The following is a 15,429-nucleotide window of genomic DNA, read 5'->3' as shown; positions in this document are numbered from 1 at the left end:
TTATTCCGCCGCCTGCTTTCGCTTGGCCGCAGGGCGACGCTCCAACAGCTCGCGCAAATATTGGCCGGTGTAGCTCTTCTTCTCTTTCACGATCGCCTCGGGTGGGCCTTGCGCGACGATCTCGCCGCCGCCGTCGCCGCCTTCGGGGCCGAGGTCGATGATCCAGTCGGCGGTCTTCACCACCTCGAGATTATGCTCGATCACCACGACTGTGTTGCCCTGGTCGACAAGCTCATGCAACACTTCGAGCAATTTGGCGACATCATGGAAATGCAGCCCTGTGGTCGGCTCGTCGAGAATATAGAGCGTGCGCCCCGTCGAGCGCCGCGACAGTTCCTTGGCGAGCTTCACCCGCTGCGCCTCGCCGCCGGATAGCGTGTTCGCCTGCTGGCCGACCTTGACATAATTCAGGCCGACGCGGGCCAAGGTCTCCATCTTGTCGCGGATCGAGGGCACGGCCTTGAACAGGATCGCCGCCTCCTCGACCGTCATGTCGAGCACGTCGGCGATCGACTTGTCACGATATTTCACCTCCAGCGTCTCGCGGTCGTAGCGCTTGCCCTTGCACACGTCGCAAGTGACGTAGACGTCGGGCAAAAAGTGCATCTCGATCTTGATGACGCCGTCGCCCTGGCAGGCTTCGCAACGCCCGCCCTTGACGTTGAAAGAGAAGCGCCCCGGCTGGTAGCCGCGCGCTTTCGCCTCTGGCAGGCCTGCAAACCACTCGCGGATCGGCGTGAAGGCGCCGGTATAGGTCGCTGGATTGGAGCGCGGCGTGCGGCCGATCGGCGACTGATCGATGTCGATCACCTTGTCGAGATGCTCGAGCCCGTCGAGGCGCTCGTGCGGCGAGGGATGTTCGAGCGCGCCGTTGAGCCGCCGCGCCGCCGCCTTGTAGAGCGTGTCGATGATGAGGGTCGATTTGCCGCCGCCCGACACGCCGGTGATGCAGGTGAACAACCCGATCGGAATCGACGCTGTGACATTCTTCAGATTATTGCCCTGCGCGCCGACGACCTGAAGCTTGCGCGCGGGCTCCGGCTTCCGGCGCGGGCGTAGCGCCGCCACCTCGCGAGCGCCTGTGAGATATTGGCCGGTGAGAGAATTTGCATCGGCCATGATTTCGGCCGCCGTTCCTTGTGAGACGATCTCGCCGCCATGAATGCCGGCGCCGGGGCCGACGTCGACAACATGATCGGCGGCGAGGATAGCGTCTTCGTCATGCTCCACGACAATGACGGTGTTGCCGAGATCGCGCAGCCGCCGCAGCGTGTCGAGCAGCCGGGCGTTATCGCGTTGATGCAGGCCGATCGAAGGCTCGTCCAACACATAGAGCACGCCGGTAAGGCCGGAGCCGATCTGCGAGGCGAGGCGGATGCGCTGGCTCTCCCCGCCGGACAAGGTGCCCGACGCGCGGCCGAGAGTCAGATAGTCGAGCCCGACGTCGATGAGAAAGGAGAGCCTTTCGCGGATCTCTTTCAGCACGCGGCCCGCGATCTCGCGGCGTTTCGGGTCGAGCTTGTCGGCGAGCGCTTCGAACCAGGCATGGGCGGCGCGCACCGAAAGCGCGGTCACCTCGCCGATGTGGCGGCTGTCGATCTTGACCGCCAGGGCCTCGGGCCGCAGCCGGTCGCCCTTGCAGACGGCGCAAGGCGTCGCCGTCATGTAGCGGGCGATCTCTTCCCGCGCCCATTCGCTGTCGGTCTCGCGATACCGCCGCTCGAGATTGCGCACGACGCCTTCGAAGGGCTTGTTGACCTCATAGGCGCGCAACCCATCCTCATAGAAAAATCGAACGGCCTCTTCGCCGGAGCCGTAGAGGATGACGTCTTGCGCCGGTTGCGGAAGCTTCTCGAAAGGCTGGTCGAGGCGGAACTTGAAATGCTTGCCCAAGGCCTCGAGCGTTTGCAGATAATAGGGCGAACTCGAGCGCGCCCAGGGCGCGATCGCGCCCTTGCGCAAGGTGAGCTTCGGATCGGGGACGATCAGATCGGCGTCGACCGTCTGCTCGAATCCGAGCCCGCCGCAATGAGGGCAGGCGCCGAAAGGATTATTGAAGGAGAAGAGCCGCGGCTCGATCTCGGGGATGGTGAAGCCGGAGACCGGGCAGGCGAATTTGGCGGAGAAAGTGATGCGCTTCGGCTGGCCCTTCTCGTCGGTCTCATCCGCATATTCTGCGATGACGATGCCGTCGGCGAGCTCAAGCGCCGTCTCGAAACTTTCCGATAGCCTCGCCTTGATGTCGGGCTTCACCATAATGCGATCGACGACCACGTCGATGTCGTGCTTCAGCTTCTTGTCGAGCGCGGGGGCCTCGGCGATTTCGTAGAATTTCCCGTCGATCTTCAAGCGCTGAAAGCCGCGCTTCATGAAGTCGGCGATTTCCTTGCGATATTCGCCTTTGCGTCCGCGGATCGCCGGCGCGATCAGATAAAGCCGCGTGCGGTCGGGCAATGCAATCACGCGATCGACCATCTGGCTCACGGTCTGGCTCTCGATCGGAAGGCCGGTCGCCGGCGAATAGGGAATGCCAACGCGGGCGTAGAGAAGCCGCATGTAGTCGTAGATCTCGGTGACCGTGCCGACCGTGGAGCGCGGGTTTTTCGAGGTGGTTTTCTGCTCGATCGAGATCGCCGGCGAGAGCCCGTCGATCTGATCGACGTCGGGCTTTTGCATCATCTCCAGAAATTGCCGCGCATAGGCCGAAAGCGATTCGACATAGCGGCGCTGGCCTTCGGCATAGATCGTGTCGAAGGCGAGCGACGATTTGCCCGAGCCGGAAAGCCCGGTGAAGACAATGAGCCTGTCGCGTGGCAAAGTGAGATCGACGTTTTTCAGATTGTGCTCGCGCGCGCCGCGGATCACGATCGATCTGCCCGAGGCCAGCGGCTCCGGCGCCGCGGCGGCGGGCTTGGCCGCGCTCTTTGAGCCGCGCGCTACGGCTCCGCCGGCTTCGGCCTTGGGTTTCGGTGTTTTCATGATCGGGTCCGAGGAGATTTTGGTTCGGAGCTTTGCTCCGTTTACCTTACATTAAGTGTGCTGGGGCGCTTTGCCACGGAATTCTTGAGCTTCGCCGAGCCTTCCTCCTGAACAGCGGTTAGGCGAGCGTCCGGCGGACCGCATCGCGCCAGCCGTCGATCAGCCGCATCCGTTCGTCCTGCGCCATGCGTGGCTCGAATCGCGCGTCAGACGCCCATGCTTTCGAGATGGCGGCGACATCGGGATAGACGCCGGCGCCGAGCCCGGCGAGAAAGGCTGCGCCTTGCGCGGTGATTTCCAGCATGGCCGGGCGTTCGACCGGCGCTTCCAGAATATCGGCGAGGAACTGGCAAAACCAATCATTGGCGGCCATGCCCCCGTCGATCCGCAGCGCGCCTTTGTCCTGCGCGGAGAAGGGGTCGTCTCCGGCCATCGCCTCCATGAGGTCGAGGGTTTGATAGGCGATCGACTCCAAGGCCGCGCGAGCAATATGGGCTGCGCTGGCGTCGAGCGTAAGCCCGCTGATGAGGCCGCGCGCATGCGGCGCCCAATGTGGAGCGCCGAGGCCGACGAAGGCGGGCACCAGATAGACGCCGTGATTGCTCTCGAGCTTAGCCGCCAATTCGGCCGTCTCGCCGGCGTCGCGGATGAGGCCGAGGGCGTCGCGCAGCCATTTGATCGCCGCGCCGGCGATGAAGATGGCGCCTTCGGCCGCATAGGTCGGAACGCCGCCGATGCGATAGGCCATGGTCGTCAGAACGCCGGGCCGAGGCGGCGGCGGCTCGATTCCGACGTTGCGCAGGGCGAAGCAGCCGGTGCCGTATGTCGATTTCACCATCCCAGGCGCGAAACAGGCCTGGCCGACGAGCGCCGCATGCTGGTCGCCGGCGACGCCGCAAATTGGGATCGGCGCGCCGAACAGGCGAGGCTCGGTTTCGCCGAAAAAGCCGCTGCTGTCTCGAACCGAAGGAAGGAGCGCGCCGGGGATCTCGAACAGATCCAGAAGCTCGTCGTCCCAGCATTGGCGATGAATGTCGAACAGCATGGTGCGCGAGGCGTTGGTGGCGTCGGTGGCGTGAACCTTTCCGCCGGTCAGGCGCCAAAGAAGAAAGCTGTCGATCGTGCCGAAGGCGAGCTCGCCGCGCTCGGCGCGCCGCCGGGCGTCAGAAACATTGTCCAGAATCCAGGCCAGCTTGGTCGCCGAGAAATACGGATCGAGGAGAAGGCCGGTGCGGGCGCGGATTAGGGCCTCGGTCCCTTCTGCGCGGAGCCTTTCGCAGAGGGCTGCGGTGCGTCGGTCCTGCCAGACGATGGCTCGGCCGATCGGCGCGCCGGTCGCGCGATCCCAGACCAATGTGGTCTCGCGTTGATTGGCGACGCCGATGGCGGCGATCGGCGCCTCCGCGCCGGCCATGGCCTCGCGCGCCGTTGCGACCACATCGCGCCAGATGTCCTCCGGATCATGCTCGACCCAGCCCGATTGTGGATAATATTGGCGAAATTCCCGCTGGGCGCTGGCGAGAACGCGCCCCGCCGCATTGAAGACGAGGCTGCGCGTCGAGGTCGTGCCCTGGTCAATCGCGAGGAGGAGGCTCTGGCTCGGCACTATGGGGCTCCTGGGTTTGGGCTCCCGCCCGTTCCACCATATAGGCCTGAACCCGCGCCGCCTCGACCGGCGAGAGGACCAAGCCAAGCTTGGACCGGCGCCATAGGACGTCCTCGGCGGTCGAGGCCCATTCCTTGTCCATGAGATAGTCGATCTCGGCTCGGGTGAGGCCGCATCCGAAATCCTCGCCGAGATCGGAAAGGCCGCGCGCGCCGCGCAAGATCTTCACGACAAGCGTTCCATAGGCCCGCGCCAACCGAAGCGCGAGCTTGGCCGGCAACCAGGGCCTGCTTTCCTGCAGTCGGTGGAGAAAAAGGTCGAAATCGCCATCCTCCATATCTCCGCCGGGAAGCGGCGCCGCTGCGGTCCAGGGTTCGGGACGGGGCGGCGCGAGATGGGAGGCCAAGCCGTCGATCGCCGCTTCGGCGAGGCGCCGATAGGTCGTGATCTTGCCGCCGAGAACGGAAAGGAGCGGCGCTTCTCCCGGCGGCTGGTGGAGATCCAGGATAAATTCCCGCGACGCGGCCGAAGCGCTCGCCGCCTTGTCGTCATAAAGGGGACGAACGCCGGAAAAGCTGTGGACAATGTCCTCAGGCGCGGGCGGCTTTCGGAAATAGCGGGAGACCGCGCCGAGAAGATAGGCGATCTCGCCATCGCTGATCGCAGCCTCGGCGGGATTGCCCTCGAAGGGGATCTCGGTCGTGCCGATGAGGGAGAAGTGCTGCGCAAAGGGCAGGACAAAAACGACCCGCCCATCAGGATTCTGCAGAATATAGGCGTGATCGCCTTCATAGAGTTTTGGCGTGACGATATGCCCGCCTCTCACCAAGCGAAGCGCCTTTCCCGCTGAAGCGCCAGAGATCGCGCTCATGAGCGTGCTCGCCCAGGGTCCGCCCGCATTCACGAGAGCCCGCGCTGTGAGGGTCCGTTCCGTTCCCTCGGCGCTCATGAGTCCGATCCGCCAGAGCCCGTCTTCCCGCGCGGCCGAAATGAATCGCGTCCTGGTCTCAATTTGGGCCCCGCGCTCGCGCGCATCGAGCGCGTTCAGGACGACGAGCCGCGCGTCGTCGACCGCGCAGTCGGAATAGGAAAATCCGGTGGCGAGACGCGCCGTGAGGGGCGTCCCTTCGGGGCGCTGGCGCAAATCGAGCCAGTCCGACCCGGCGAGGCGTCGGCGCGGCGCAAGTCTGTCGTAAAGGAAGAGGCCGAGCGCGATCATCCATCGCGGCCGCAGCTCTTTTTCCCAAGGCAGGATGAAGCGCAAGGGCCAGACGATATGGGGAGCGGCGGCGAGTAGAATCTCGCGCTCGATCAGAGCGTCCCGCACGAAACGAAATTGAAGATATTCGAGATAGCGCAAGCCGCCGTGGATCAGCTTGCTCGAGGCGGAAGAAGTAGCGGAGGCGAGGTCTCCCTGCTCGCAGAGCAGGACCGAAAGGCCACGGCCCGCGGCGTCGCGGGCGATTCCCGCGCCATTGACGCCGCCGCCTATGACGAAAAGATCGACGTCCGCGTCCTGCGTCATAGCATTCGCCCGCGCCGCGCCAGCAGCGCTTGTATAAAAAGATAGAACGCGGGGCTTGGAAACGGAAGTGGACGGGGCTCAGTCTCGCCGGCTGAAGCGCGGCCTTGGCGCGCTTTATTGACGGAGCCGGCTCGAACTGGTCTACATCCCGCCAGTTCGGCAAGGCCGCCGCATCTGGACCGGTTCAAGGAATGAATCTGTTAACGCCTTTTGAAAATGCTTGGCATTATCGGGAATTGATTCGCGCCGTGGTTCGGCGGGAGCTGGCGGTTCGGTTTCGCGGCTCGATTCTCGGATGGCTTTGGGCGATTTTCGGGCCGCTTGTCATGCTTTCGGCCTATACGGTGATTTTCTCGAGCGCCGTCGGCGTGCCGAGCTCGGCGAAAGGCGGCCCCTTCGGCGCCTATTCCATGTCGATCTTCGCGGGCTTGATCGTCTTCAACCTGTTCAGCGAGCTCGCCTATCGCTCGCCGGGTCTCCTGCATGAACATTCGAACGTGATCAAGAAGTCGATCTTTCCGAGCGAGACCTTGGCCTGGACGGCGGCGATCCGCGCCGGAGTTTACGCCTTGATCAGCCTCGGCGTGCTCGTCGTTTTCGAACTCGCCTTACGCTGGGGAATGCCGGCGACCAGCCTGCTTCTGCCTTTGGTCGTCTTGCCCTTCTTCCTGTTTCTCCTCGGCATCTCCTGGTTCTTGATGGCGCTCGGCTCATTCACCCGCGACGTCGCCCATCTCATGATCTCGATCGTGCCGGTCTTCATGTTCGCGACGCCGATCTTCTATTCGATCAACGACGTGCCGGAGCATTTGCGCTTCTATGCGCATCTCAATCCGATCGGAAATTATGTCGAGATGATCCGCGATCTCCTTTTGCTCGGCCAGTTGCCGGGCTTCTTGCTCTATGCCGGGACGGTTGGAGCCTCCCTGGCCGTGTTCTTCTATTCCTATCGCTTCTTCATGCAATACAAGGCCGTGTTCGTCGATGTCATCTGACCTCATCATCAGCTGCGACCGCGTCGGCAAGGCGTTTCAGCTCTATTTGCGCCGCAACGATCAGCTCATGCAGGCGCTATTTGGGCATTGGAAGCAGTTTTATCATCAGCATTGGGTGCTGCGGAACGTCAGCTTCAAGGTTCACCGCGGCGAGACCGTCGGCATCATTGGGCGCAATGGCGCGGGCAAGACGACGCTTCTCCAGATCATCTGCGGGATCACCCGCCCGACTCAGGGCAGCGTGAATGTCAAGGGCCGGGTCGCGCCCATTCTCGCTCTGGGCGCCGGATTCGATCTCGAGCTGACCGGACGGGAAAACGCCCTGATCGGCGGCGCGATCCTCGGCATGCGCCGCTCGGCCGTGGAGGCAAGACTCGACGCCATCGCCGCTTTCGCCGACATTGGCGAATTCTTCTATCAGCCCCTGAAAATGTATTCGACCGGCATGGCGGCGCGGCTGGCCTTCGCGATCTGCGCCCATGCCGACGCCGACATTCTGATCGTCGACGAGGCGCTCTCGGTCGGCGACGCGGCTTTCGCGGCCAAATGCGACGCCTTCATCCGGGATTTCACCAAGCGGGGCACGATCCTCGTCGTCTCGCATGATCTCGAGGCCCTGGCCACGATCTGCGATCGCGTCGTCTGGATCGAGGACGGCGAGGTGCGCGACCTCGGCGCCCCGGAAAACGTGATCGGCCTTTATCGTGAGGCGCTCGAAGGACCCGTGGCCGAGGCGGCGAGCGCCGCGACGGCGTGAAGCATCGCTTGCGTTATAGATTATCGAATCGGCTCACGCCTTCCGGCGGCGGCGGCATGAGCGCACTTGTCGACTCGCCTGTGGCGACAGCCTCCTTCAGCGCATCAAAGGTGAAGGATTTCGCGAAGGTCGATCCGAAATTGAGAAGGGCGGCCGGGCTTTTGTTCTTGATGTGCAGCCTTATCGCAATGACTTTCCTTCCGGTGACGGACGCCGTCTGAACTTGCCAATTGATCCAGTCGTTGTTTCCCGTGTCCTTGCCAATGAGGCAGAGGAGATGCGAGCTAGACTTGATCTTCTCGGTCAATTCAGCCTTGACTTGCTTTCCCTCGGCGCTGTTGATCCCGACGCGGGGAATGTCATTCTCGAAGACAAAATCGAACTCTTGGTTCTTGTCCCAATCGAGAATAGCGTTCATGGCGTCAAGATCACTATTTTTGAAACAAACGAATATTCGCGTCTTCGCCATTGAACTCATATCCTCTTGACCGCTTGTGAAGCCGCTTGGAAGCGGATTGGCGCCTTTTTCTATGGCGCCTATAAACGACTATGGGCGTGTTGGAAACATCTGCGAACCCCATGAGGCGGACTGCGCTCGCGCCTCGAGGCTCCTGAAAGGGCCGATCAATAGGAGCGCGATGGCTCCGCCAACAGGCGCATCGGGCGATCGTCGAGACCGCGAGGGACATGACATGGCTTGGCCAGACGGACTGCCGCCTCTCTCTCTGCCGATCATAGGCGCGCCGCTTTTCATCATTTCAAATCCAGATCTCGTCATCGCGCAATGCAAGAATGGGGTCATCGGCGCCTTCCCCGCGCTCAACGCGCGTCCCATGGATGCGCTCGACGATTGGCTCACCCGCATCAGGCAGGAGCTCGCCGCGCATAAGGCGGCGCATCCGCAGGCGGAGATTGCGCCTTTCGCGGTCAATCAGATCGTTCATCCCTCGAACGATCGACTAGCCCATGATCTCGATCTTTGCGCCAAGCATGAAGTCCCGATCATCATCACCAGCCTCTCGGCGCCGCGCGAGATCGTCCCGCGCGTCCACGCCTGGCGCGGCCTCGTCTTTCACGACGTCATCAATGTCCGCCATGCGAAGAAGGCGATCGACGCCGGCGTCGATGGGCTGATTCTCGTTTGCGCCGGAGCGGGCGGCCATGCCGGGACGCTTTCGCCTTTCGCCTTCGTCGAGGAGATCCGAAAATTATGGGGCGGCCCGGTCGCGCTCGCGGGCGCCGTCACGACAGGCCGCGGCGTTCTCGCCGCCCGTGCGCTCGGCGCTGATCTTGCCTATGTCGGCACGCGCTTTATCGCCACGGAAGAAGCCAACGCCGAAGCGCGTTATAAGAGGATGATTGTCGAAAGCGATGCGGCGGGCATCGTCTATTCGCCTTATTTCACCGGCGTTCATGGCAATTATCTACGCCAAAGCGTGATCGACGCAGGCTTGGATCCAGACCATCTTCCGGAGAGCGCCAAGGCCATGAGCTTCGAGCAGGCCAAGGCGGCGGAGGCGGTGAAGGCCTGGCGTGACATTTTCGGCGCAGGGCAGGGCGTCGGCGCGATCGACGATATTTTGCCTGCGGCCGCGGTCATCGCCAGGATGCGCCGCGAATATCTCGCCGCCCGTGATAGTCTTCTGGGCGCCTGAGCAGGGAGCCGCAATCCGAAACTATTCCTCCAGTTGGTGCACGGCGCTTGGCAAATCGACGATAAAGGCATGGACGGGCGTAGGAATATTCTTGACCGTTTGCTCGCCGAGATCGCGGAACATCACCGAAACCTTGTTCACAACCGCTTCATGCACCGCGCGCGAGATGCAAATGCCGCCGGGCGCCGCTAAGCTTTCGAGCCGCGCCGCGAGATTGACGCCGTCGCCGAGAAGCTCGCCGCGCCGTTCGACCACGTCGGCGATGGTAATGCCGATCCGAAACTGCAGCCATCTATGCGGCGGATGCGTCAAATTATGGGTGCGAATCACTTCCTGGATGTCGATGGCCGCCCGCATCGCCTCCACCGCCGAATTGAATTCGGACATGACCGAATCGCCGGCCATGTTGAAGACGCGCCCGCCATAACGGTCGACGAAATCATCGAAAATGTCTTGATAGGCGGATAGGACGCGCAAGGTCTCTTCCTCGTCGTCGGCGACGAGGCGCGAGAAGAAGGCGACGTCCGCCGCCATGATCGCGGCGATCTTGCGCGTGATTTTAGCGCTGGATATGGCCGCGTCGTTGCGGCTGGGCGGCGTGCGTCCGGGTCGCCGAAGCACTGTGTGGATGCGGACGGCGCCGACATTGCCGCGCGCTTCCAACTGCCGCGTGAGCGCGAGGCCGCTGTCTTCCGGCGCACCGCAATCGAGCACGAGGAGATCTTTCGCGTCGCACGGCGACGGCCTCGCTTGGGCTTCGCCGCTCGCCACGATGAATCCGTGGAGCGTGAGATATTTCGCGATGATCTCGCCGATCCCGGGCTCGTCATCGACAATGAGGATGTGCACCTGGTCCGCCATCGCGGTCTGCTGCTCCGCCACGGTTCGCCCCCGTGACACATATAGGAACTGGCGAATGAAATTTAATCACATGATACAAGAGTCTCATGCAAGTTTCTTTGTGCAGTTGATTTTCCACAAAGTCTGGCAAACTTGGGATCGGGTCGATTGGTCGGCTTCGCCTCTGCGGTTCGCGTGTTCCCGATTCGTGACGCCGAACCCTTGAGGCGGAGGGAAGGGGCCTTGGGACGCTCCGTCCAAAGCCGCGAACCTAGGCAGAATCCGTAAGGCCATGAATATGCGCAAATAAAAAGGGCGCGTCGGAGAGTGTCGTCCCCTCCGCGCGGCCTTGGTTCGCGCCGCCTGGGCATGGACCGCGTCGCGGCCCATGTTTTTTCTGGCTGAACTCCCACGGATCGCTGATCCGTCGGGCGGAATTTGAAGCCTCTTCTGCGCCAAATAGCCGCGCAGTTTCAGGATGATCGCAATACGAAGCGCCGGTCGAGCTTCTGCGCTGGCCGCGCGTTCATCGGATAGAGCTTCGCGAAGGCCGCGATGTCGGATTCCGCGACCTCGATTGGATCGGAGAGCAAGAACCAGTCGACGATCTCGCTGCAAGGCGGGGTCGTGAGCGATCCGCTGTAGCGGTAATAGCCGCGCTTCTTGGGAAGCAGCGCTTTGGGGTCGATCGACGACTCGAGCTTGACCGGGGCGCCTTCGGACGCCGGGATGGCCTTGATGAGTTCGGCGAATTCCGCGTTGGCCTTTCCGGCGCTGATGAGGACGCCGACGACGGCGAGAGAGTCGGAAGCGTTGCGGTGAACGAAATGCGCCTCCATCCGAAAGCGCTTGTCGTCGATCAGATGCTCGCTTGGATGATGGAAATGGAATTGAACCAATTTGTACTGCTCTGGACCGACCGACAGCGCGCCGCCTTCATTGAAATTGAGCTGGATCGTATGGCCGTTGTTAACGATCGTATCGGCTTGGCGCGCCCAGTCGATCTTGAGCAGGGGCAACTCCGCCTCGATCGTCTCGTCGATGGCGACTGGCGATTGCTGATCGCCAAATCCGCAGACCTTGTTCGCCGTGTCGAGATCGGCCCAATGGTCCGGGCCATGCGCGCCCTCATAGCTCCAATGCGCGCCTTCGGCGGCGAAGCCAATGTTTGCGCAAAGAGGGCATAGCGCGGCGCCCGCCAAAGCTTTCAATATCCGACGACGATTCATCTCTTCTCCCCTCGAGTTTGATCCTAGATAATTTCCAAGATTACTTGCGCGGAACGGGTATGGCTGAAGCGCCCTCGGGCTGTGAAGTCTAGGCGCCTTTCGAGGCCTCCTTGAGCCGGTTGCGCAGCCACGCCGCCGCGAGAACGAAGGCGGCGCCGATGGGCGCTCCCCAGGCCCCGAGACCAGCGCGCCCTCGCAGATAGTTGCTTAGATCCGGATCGGCCGCGATCAGATCACCGGCGATCCACCCGAGCAAGGCCGCGCCCGCCCAGACGAGCGCCGGAATTTGGGTGAGCAAGGCGAGCATCACGCTCGAGCCGAAGATGATGAAGGGAATCGAAAGCGCGAGGCCGAAAATAATCAGCAGGTTCGATCCTTTCGCCGCAGCCGCGATCGCCATGACGTTATCGAGCGACATGACGGCGTCGGCAATGACGATGACCCGAATCGATTCCCAAAGCGTCATGGCCGGCGCGACCTCTGCCTCTTGATCTTCGTCGACGAGGGCGACTGCGATCCAAAGCAGCAGCGCGCCGCTGGCGATCTTGACATAGGGGAGATTGAGCAATTCGACGACGGCGAAGGTGAATATGATCCGCAAAAGCACCGCGGCGGTCGAGCCGAGCACGATGCCCCACGTCCGTTGGCCGGGGGGGAGAGACCGGCAGGCAAGGGCGATGACCACCGCATTGTCGCCGGAGAGGATGATGTCGATCCAGACGATTTCGAGAAGCGGGATCAGCCAGGAGGCGGCGCCGGAGTCCATGACTTGCAGCTAGGCCAGGACCAAGGCGCGGTCAAGCGCTGGCGAGCCAGTGGGCGGCGGTTCCTTTCAATGATCGTAAACATCGTGATCCGGCGTCGCCGTTGTCGGAACTTCGTCACAAAGTTTTGCATCGTCGGCGTTCAAAGGTCCTCGGGATTCAAGGATTGGCGCACGCGCCTCAAATGGACGAGGGTCGCTCGAATGACGGCGAGCGCCGCCTGGGTCACGTGGTCGAGGTTCGGACGCCTTGCGTTCTGCGGGACGCTGCTTTGCGGCCGTGGGCGATCAGGAGACGCGAGCGGAGGAATATGGATGAAGCCGACCGCGCGGGCTTTTCCGCCGATGAGCGAAAGATAAAACGCCTGGTTGCAAAGATAATCCCCGGCGTCGATCGACAGCGCGGCTTTTATCCGGGTGCGGCGCAGCGCAGCGAGAATGAGCGCGGGCGGAAGGGTCGCTTGCGCTATGAAAGGCGCGCCGGGAACTATGGATCGTCGCCCCGCCGTTGTCCCGGCCGCGTCATGGTGAAGAACGCTCACGCGATTGAACGCGCGCGTTTCGACGCAAAAGACTTTTCGGCGCGAAGCAAGGCCGAAATGCAGGATGGCGTCCGGGCTGAATGTTTCCGTCAAGCGCTTCAGGCGCGGCGCAAGGACTGCGTAATCGACCGGGAGGATCGCGAGCGAGATTTCGGCGTAGTTGCTTGTGAGCGCCGCCCTCTTCTTGCCGAGCGCATGGATTAATCCTTCGGTCGGGTTTTTTCGCGCGCCTGGAAATCCGCCAAAGCCGGTGATGAGGATGCGGATCGGTCGCTCGTTCATTTGCACGTGATCCTCTCCAGGCGGCCGGCGCGATCCTCGCGGGGCGCCGCGACTCTTGGTCCGACGGAGTCGCGGTCGCATTGCCGACACTTTTACGGGGCATTTAAAGCGCAAACGAGGGCAAGGGAGTGTGGAACAGGTTTCCCGCCCAGTTCCCGTGCAAATCTCCAAATACGGTCGCTTTCACGATTTTGGATCGATTCGATCCAAATTTTTCGTGATCGCGACAATGCCGGGAGCCGGCCCTCGTTAATCGTTCGGTAACTTCTGGAGGGCCTTTACGAAAGGCCTCGAACGCAGAACGGGTCTCACGTGGTCGGTTTGGCGCCTTGAGAGGAAGCAACATGGTCCAGTCCGACCGGGCGCGCGCGACGGCGCAGCGCCGAACCTTCGTCATGCGCATCGCGCCGGCGCTCTTAGCTTGCGCGTTCATGCTTGTCTCCGGCTGCGCGTCGGACGGTCTCATCGAATCGGCCGATACCGGCCCGTCAGCCCGGAAGATTTCGATGTTTGTCGTCTCGACGCGCAAGGGCGAGCGCCCTCCGGCAAGCGAAGTCGCCGTCGAAGGCGCGCCCCGCCTTTCGTTGCAGATGATCAGCGTGCCGCCTGGGCATGAGACGAGCAAGATCGAGCGACCGGCGTTCGGTTCGGAAGATCCGAAGCAGCATTTTGTCGTCGTGAGTCGACGCGGACTTGACGAGACTGGCTTCGTTTCGGAGATCGCGGCGCATATCTCCGGCCGGATCGGCTCGAACCGGGATATTCTTCTGCATGTGCATGGCTTCAATACGAGCTATGACGAGGCGCGCTTCCGCCTCGCGCAAGTGGCGGACGATGGCCGATTCGGCGGCGTCCCCGTCCTGTTCACCTGGCCTTCGGCGGGCAGCGTGCTCGACTATGGCGCAGCAAAAGAAAGCGCGACCGCCTCGCGCGACGCTCTGGCGAAGCTTATTCGCCAGCTGTCGGAAACGCCTGGCGTCGGCCGCGTCCATATCCTTGCGCATTCCATGGGCGCCTGGCTCACGATGGAGGCCTTACGAGAGAACGCGATTGCGGGCGGTCCCGGCTTGAACGGGAAACTCGGCGACGTCATGCTCGCGGCGCCCGACATCGATCTCAGCGTCTTTCGCCAGCAGATCGCGCGGATTGACGCTTCACATGTCTTTGTTCTTGTCTCGGCGAATGACCGCGCCTTATCGATATCGCGCACCCTCGCAGGGGACCGTCCGCGCCTCGGCGCGCTCGATCCGAACCGCCCGGCCGACCGCGCCGCGCTCGAGGAACTCGGCGTAAAGGTCTATGATCTATCGCAGGAATCCGCCGGGCTCATCGGCCATGGCGCTTATGGCGACGCGCCGCAGGTCGTGCGCACGATTGGCGCGCAAATTGCTGAGCCTCGGCCGCAGGACGCCAATGTCCAGGCCGTGCTTGGCGATAAGCCGGTCGACTCACGGATCATCGCCACGCCGCTTGCGCCTGCATCTGCTGCGCCGCAGTAGGCGCGGGCGGCGACTCGCATTCTTTTATCGATCCCGTGTGGAACTTTTCCGCGCCAAAGCCGTTTTGGAGACTTAGACCATGCTCTTGGCTATTGAAAAGACGAGGTGGTCTCTTGCCGTTATTTAGAGGATTTATATTTTAAAGCGGTCTCCGCACCTTAAAATTAGGGAACACGCAAGCATCAGCTTACGTGCAAATAGTTCTTTTCAAAAATAGATAAATTTGCTCACGTGAACTTGAACTTTGCGCAACTCTTTGTGAGTATTTTGCTGCATAGCAAAAAGAACTATCCGTATTGACGTCATAATACTATTAGTATTAACGTTTAACATATCATTATAGCAGAGGTCGCGTCATTATATGAGCAAACGGCTACTGCTAAGGCCAAGTCTGTGTGTCAATTCGGGCGTGAGGTAACGGTATCATGTGCTTGATCGCTGAAATCGTGCATTCCTGTTCGAATGAAAAAGTCGCGCAAGCCGCAGTTGCTTCGATCGGATCTGATTTCGCGGGTAAAGTCGGCGCAACCGCCAGCGCTTATGGAATGTCCATTGGCGCATTTACTGCGCATGCCGTGCGGCGGTTCGACCAGAGCGTGGGCGAAGACGAAAAAAAAGTCCTTCGCCAGGCCATGCGAGGCTCGGATCAGCCAATCTTATATGGGCTACGCCGGATTCTCCTCCCTGTCGTGGAGACGATAGACTGAGGAGAGTCCGAGCCGCGTCCTAAGGCTCGGCAGGGTGAGCGGTTCACGCA

The 15,429-nt window shown here is 61.9% G+C and carries 12 protein-coding genes and 1 pseudogene; 5 read left to right on the top strand and 8 right to left on the bottom strand.

What is annotated here, in order from left to right; translation table 11 throughout:
• The 3 genes from uvrA to glpD all read right to left on the bottom strand — a co-directional run bounded on the left by uvrA (position 1) and on the right by glpD (position 6,110).
• Positions 1–2,979, bottom strand: coding sequence for an excinuclease ABC subunit UvrA (gene uvrA, locus METAC_RS22800; protein ID WP_084143511.1), 2,979 nt, complete (start codon positions 2,977–2,979; stop codon positions 1–3).
• A 118-nt stretch (positions 2,980–3,097) separates the two neighbouring features.
• On the bottom strand, positions 3,098–4,585 hold the full coding sequence (gene glpK / locus METAC_RS0107610; RefSeq protein WP_036255379.1) for a glycerol kinase GlpK: 1,488 nt from the start codon (positions 4,583–4,585) through the stop codon (positions 3,098–3,100).
• Positions 4,554–6,110 (bottom strand): glycerol-3-phosphate dehydrogenase, encoded by a 1,557-nt coding sequence (gene glpD / locus METAC_RS22795; protein ID WP_051335451.1) that lies wholly within the window; start codon positions 6,108–6,110, stop codon positions 4,554–4,556. The genes glpK and glpD overlap by 32 nt, the downstream gene beginning before the upstream one ends.
• A 248-nt stretch (positions 6,111–6,358) precedes the next feature.
• Between glpD and METAC_RS0107600 the strand changes: the two genes are divergently transcribed.
• Positions 6,359–7,105, top strand: coding sequence for an ABC transporter permease (locus tag METAC_RS0107600; protein ID WP_342446943.1), 747 nt, complete (start codon positions 6,359–6,361; stop codon positions 7,103–7,105).
• Positions 7,095–7,862 (top strand): ABC transporter ATP-binding protein, encoded by a 768-nt coding sequence (locus tag METAC_RS22790; RefSeq protein ID WP_051335450.1) that lies wholly within the window; start codon positions 7,095–7,097, stop codon positions 7,860–7,862. The genes METAC_RS0107600 and METAC_RS22790 overlap by 11 nt, the downstream gene beginning before the upstream one ends.
• A 13-nt stretch (positions 7,863–7,875) precedes the next feature.
• Here the strand turns inward: METAC_RS22790 and METAC_RS22785 are convergent, their stop codons facing one another.
• Positions 7,876–8,331 (bottom strand): TIR domain-containing protein, encoded by a 456-nt coding sequence (locus METAC_RS22785; protein WP_084143509.1) that lies wholly within the window; start codon positions 8,329–8,331, stop codon positions 7,876–7,878.
• A 223-nt stretch (positions 8,332–8,554) separates the two neighbouring features.
• On the opposite strand from METAC_RS22785, the gene METAC_RS0107585 reads away from it, so the two are divergent.
• Positions 8,555–9,517, top strand: coding sequence for an NAD(P)H-dependent flavin oxidoreductase (locus tag METAC_RS0107585; protein WP_026606560.1), 963 nt, complete (start codon positions 8,555–8,557; stop codon positions 9,515–9,517).
• A 57-nt stretch (positions 9,518–9,574) separates the two neighbouring features.
• Here the strand turns inward: METAC_RS0107585 and METAC_RS26745 are convergent.
• The 4 genes and pseudogenes from METAC_RS26745 to METAC_RS22780 form a co-directional block, all read right to left on the bottom strand.
• Positions 9,575–10,051: pseudogene (locus METAC_RS26745) on the bottom strand (adenylate/guanylate cyclase domain-containing protein); the annotation flags it as partial.
• A gap of 779 nt (positions 10,052–10,830) precedes the next feature.
• Positions 10,831–11,586, bottom strand: a complete 756-nt coding sequence (locus METAC_RS0107575) for a carbonic anhydrase (RefSeq protein WP_026606558.1) — start codon at positions 11,584–11,586, stop codon at positions 10,831–10,833.
• A gap of 88 nt (positions 11,587–11,674) precedes the next feature.
• A complete protein-coding gene (locus tag METAC_RS0107570) occupies positions 11,675–12,352 on the bottom strand; it encodes a TerC family protein (RefSeq protein ID WP_026606557.1) in 678 nt (225 codons plus the stop codon).
• Positions 12,353–12,492: 140 nt separating this feature from the next.
• Positions 12,493–13,173: a pyroglutamyl-peptidase I gene (locus METAC_RS22780; protein ID WP_051335449.1), complete on the bottom strand. Its 681-nt coding sequence runs from the start codon at positions 13,171–13,173 to the stop codon at positions 12,493–12,495.
• A gap of 344 nt (positions 13,174–13,517) precedes the next feature.
• Here METAC_RS22780 and METAC_RS22775 point away from each other — a divergent pair, with 344 nt between their 5' ends.
• Together METAC_RS22775 and METAC_RS22770 are read left to right on the top strand one after the other, a co-directional pair.
• The gene (locus METAC_RS22775) at positions 13,518–14,672 is read left to right on the top strand and encodes an alpha/beta hydrolase (RefSeq protein WP_051335448.1); all 1,155 of its coding nucleotides are present in this window, start codon (positions 13,518–13,520) and stop codon (positions 14,670–14,672) included.
• 431 nt (positions 14,673–15,103) lie between these two features.
• Complete coding sequence (locus tag METAC_RS22770) at positions 15,104–15,379, top strand: hypothetical protein (protein WP_156898136.1); 276 nt, start codon at positions 15,104–15,106, stop codon at positions 15,377–15,379.
• The last annotated feature ends 50 nt before the right edge of the window (positions 15,380–15,429 follow it).

It is taken from the genome of Methylocapsa acidiphila B2, assembly GCF_000427445.1.
In the GTDB taxonomy this organism is placed as follows: domain Bacteria; phylum Pseudomonadota; class Alphaproteobacteria; order Rhizobiales; family Beijerinckiaceae; genus Methylocapsa; species Methylocapsa acidiphila.
This window is presented reverse-complemented; position numbering and strand designations above follow the sequence as displayed.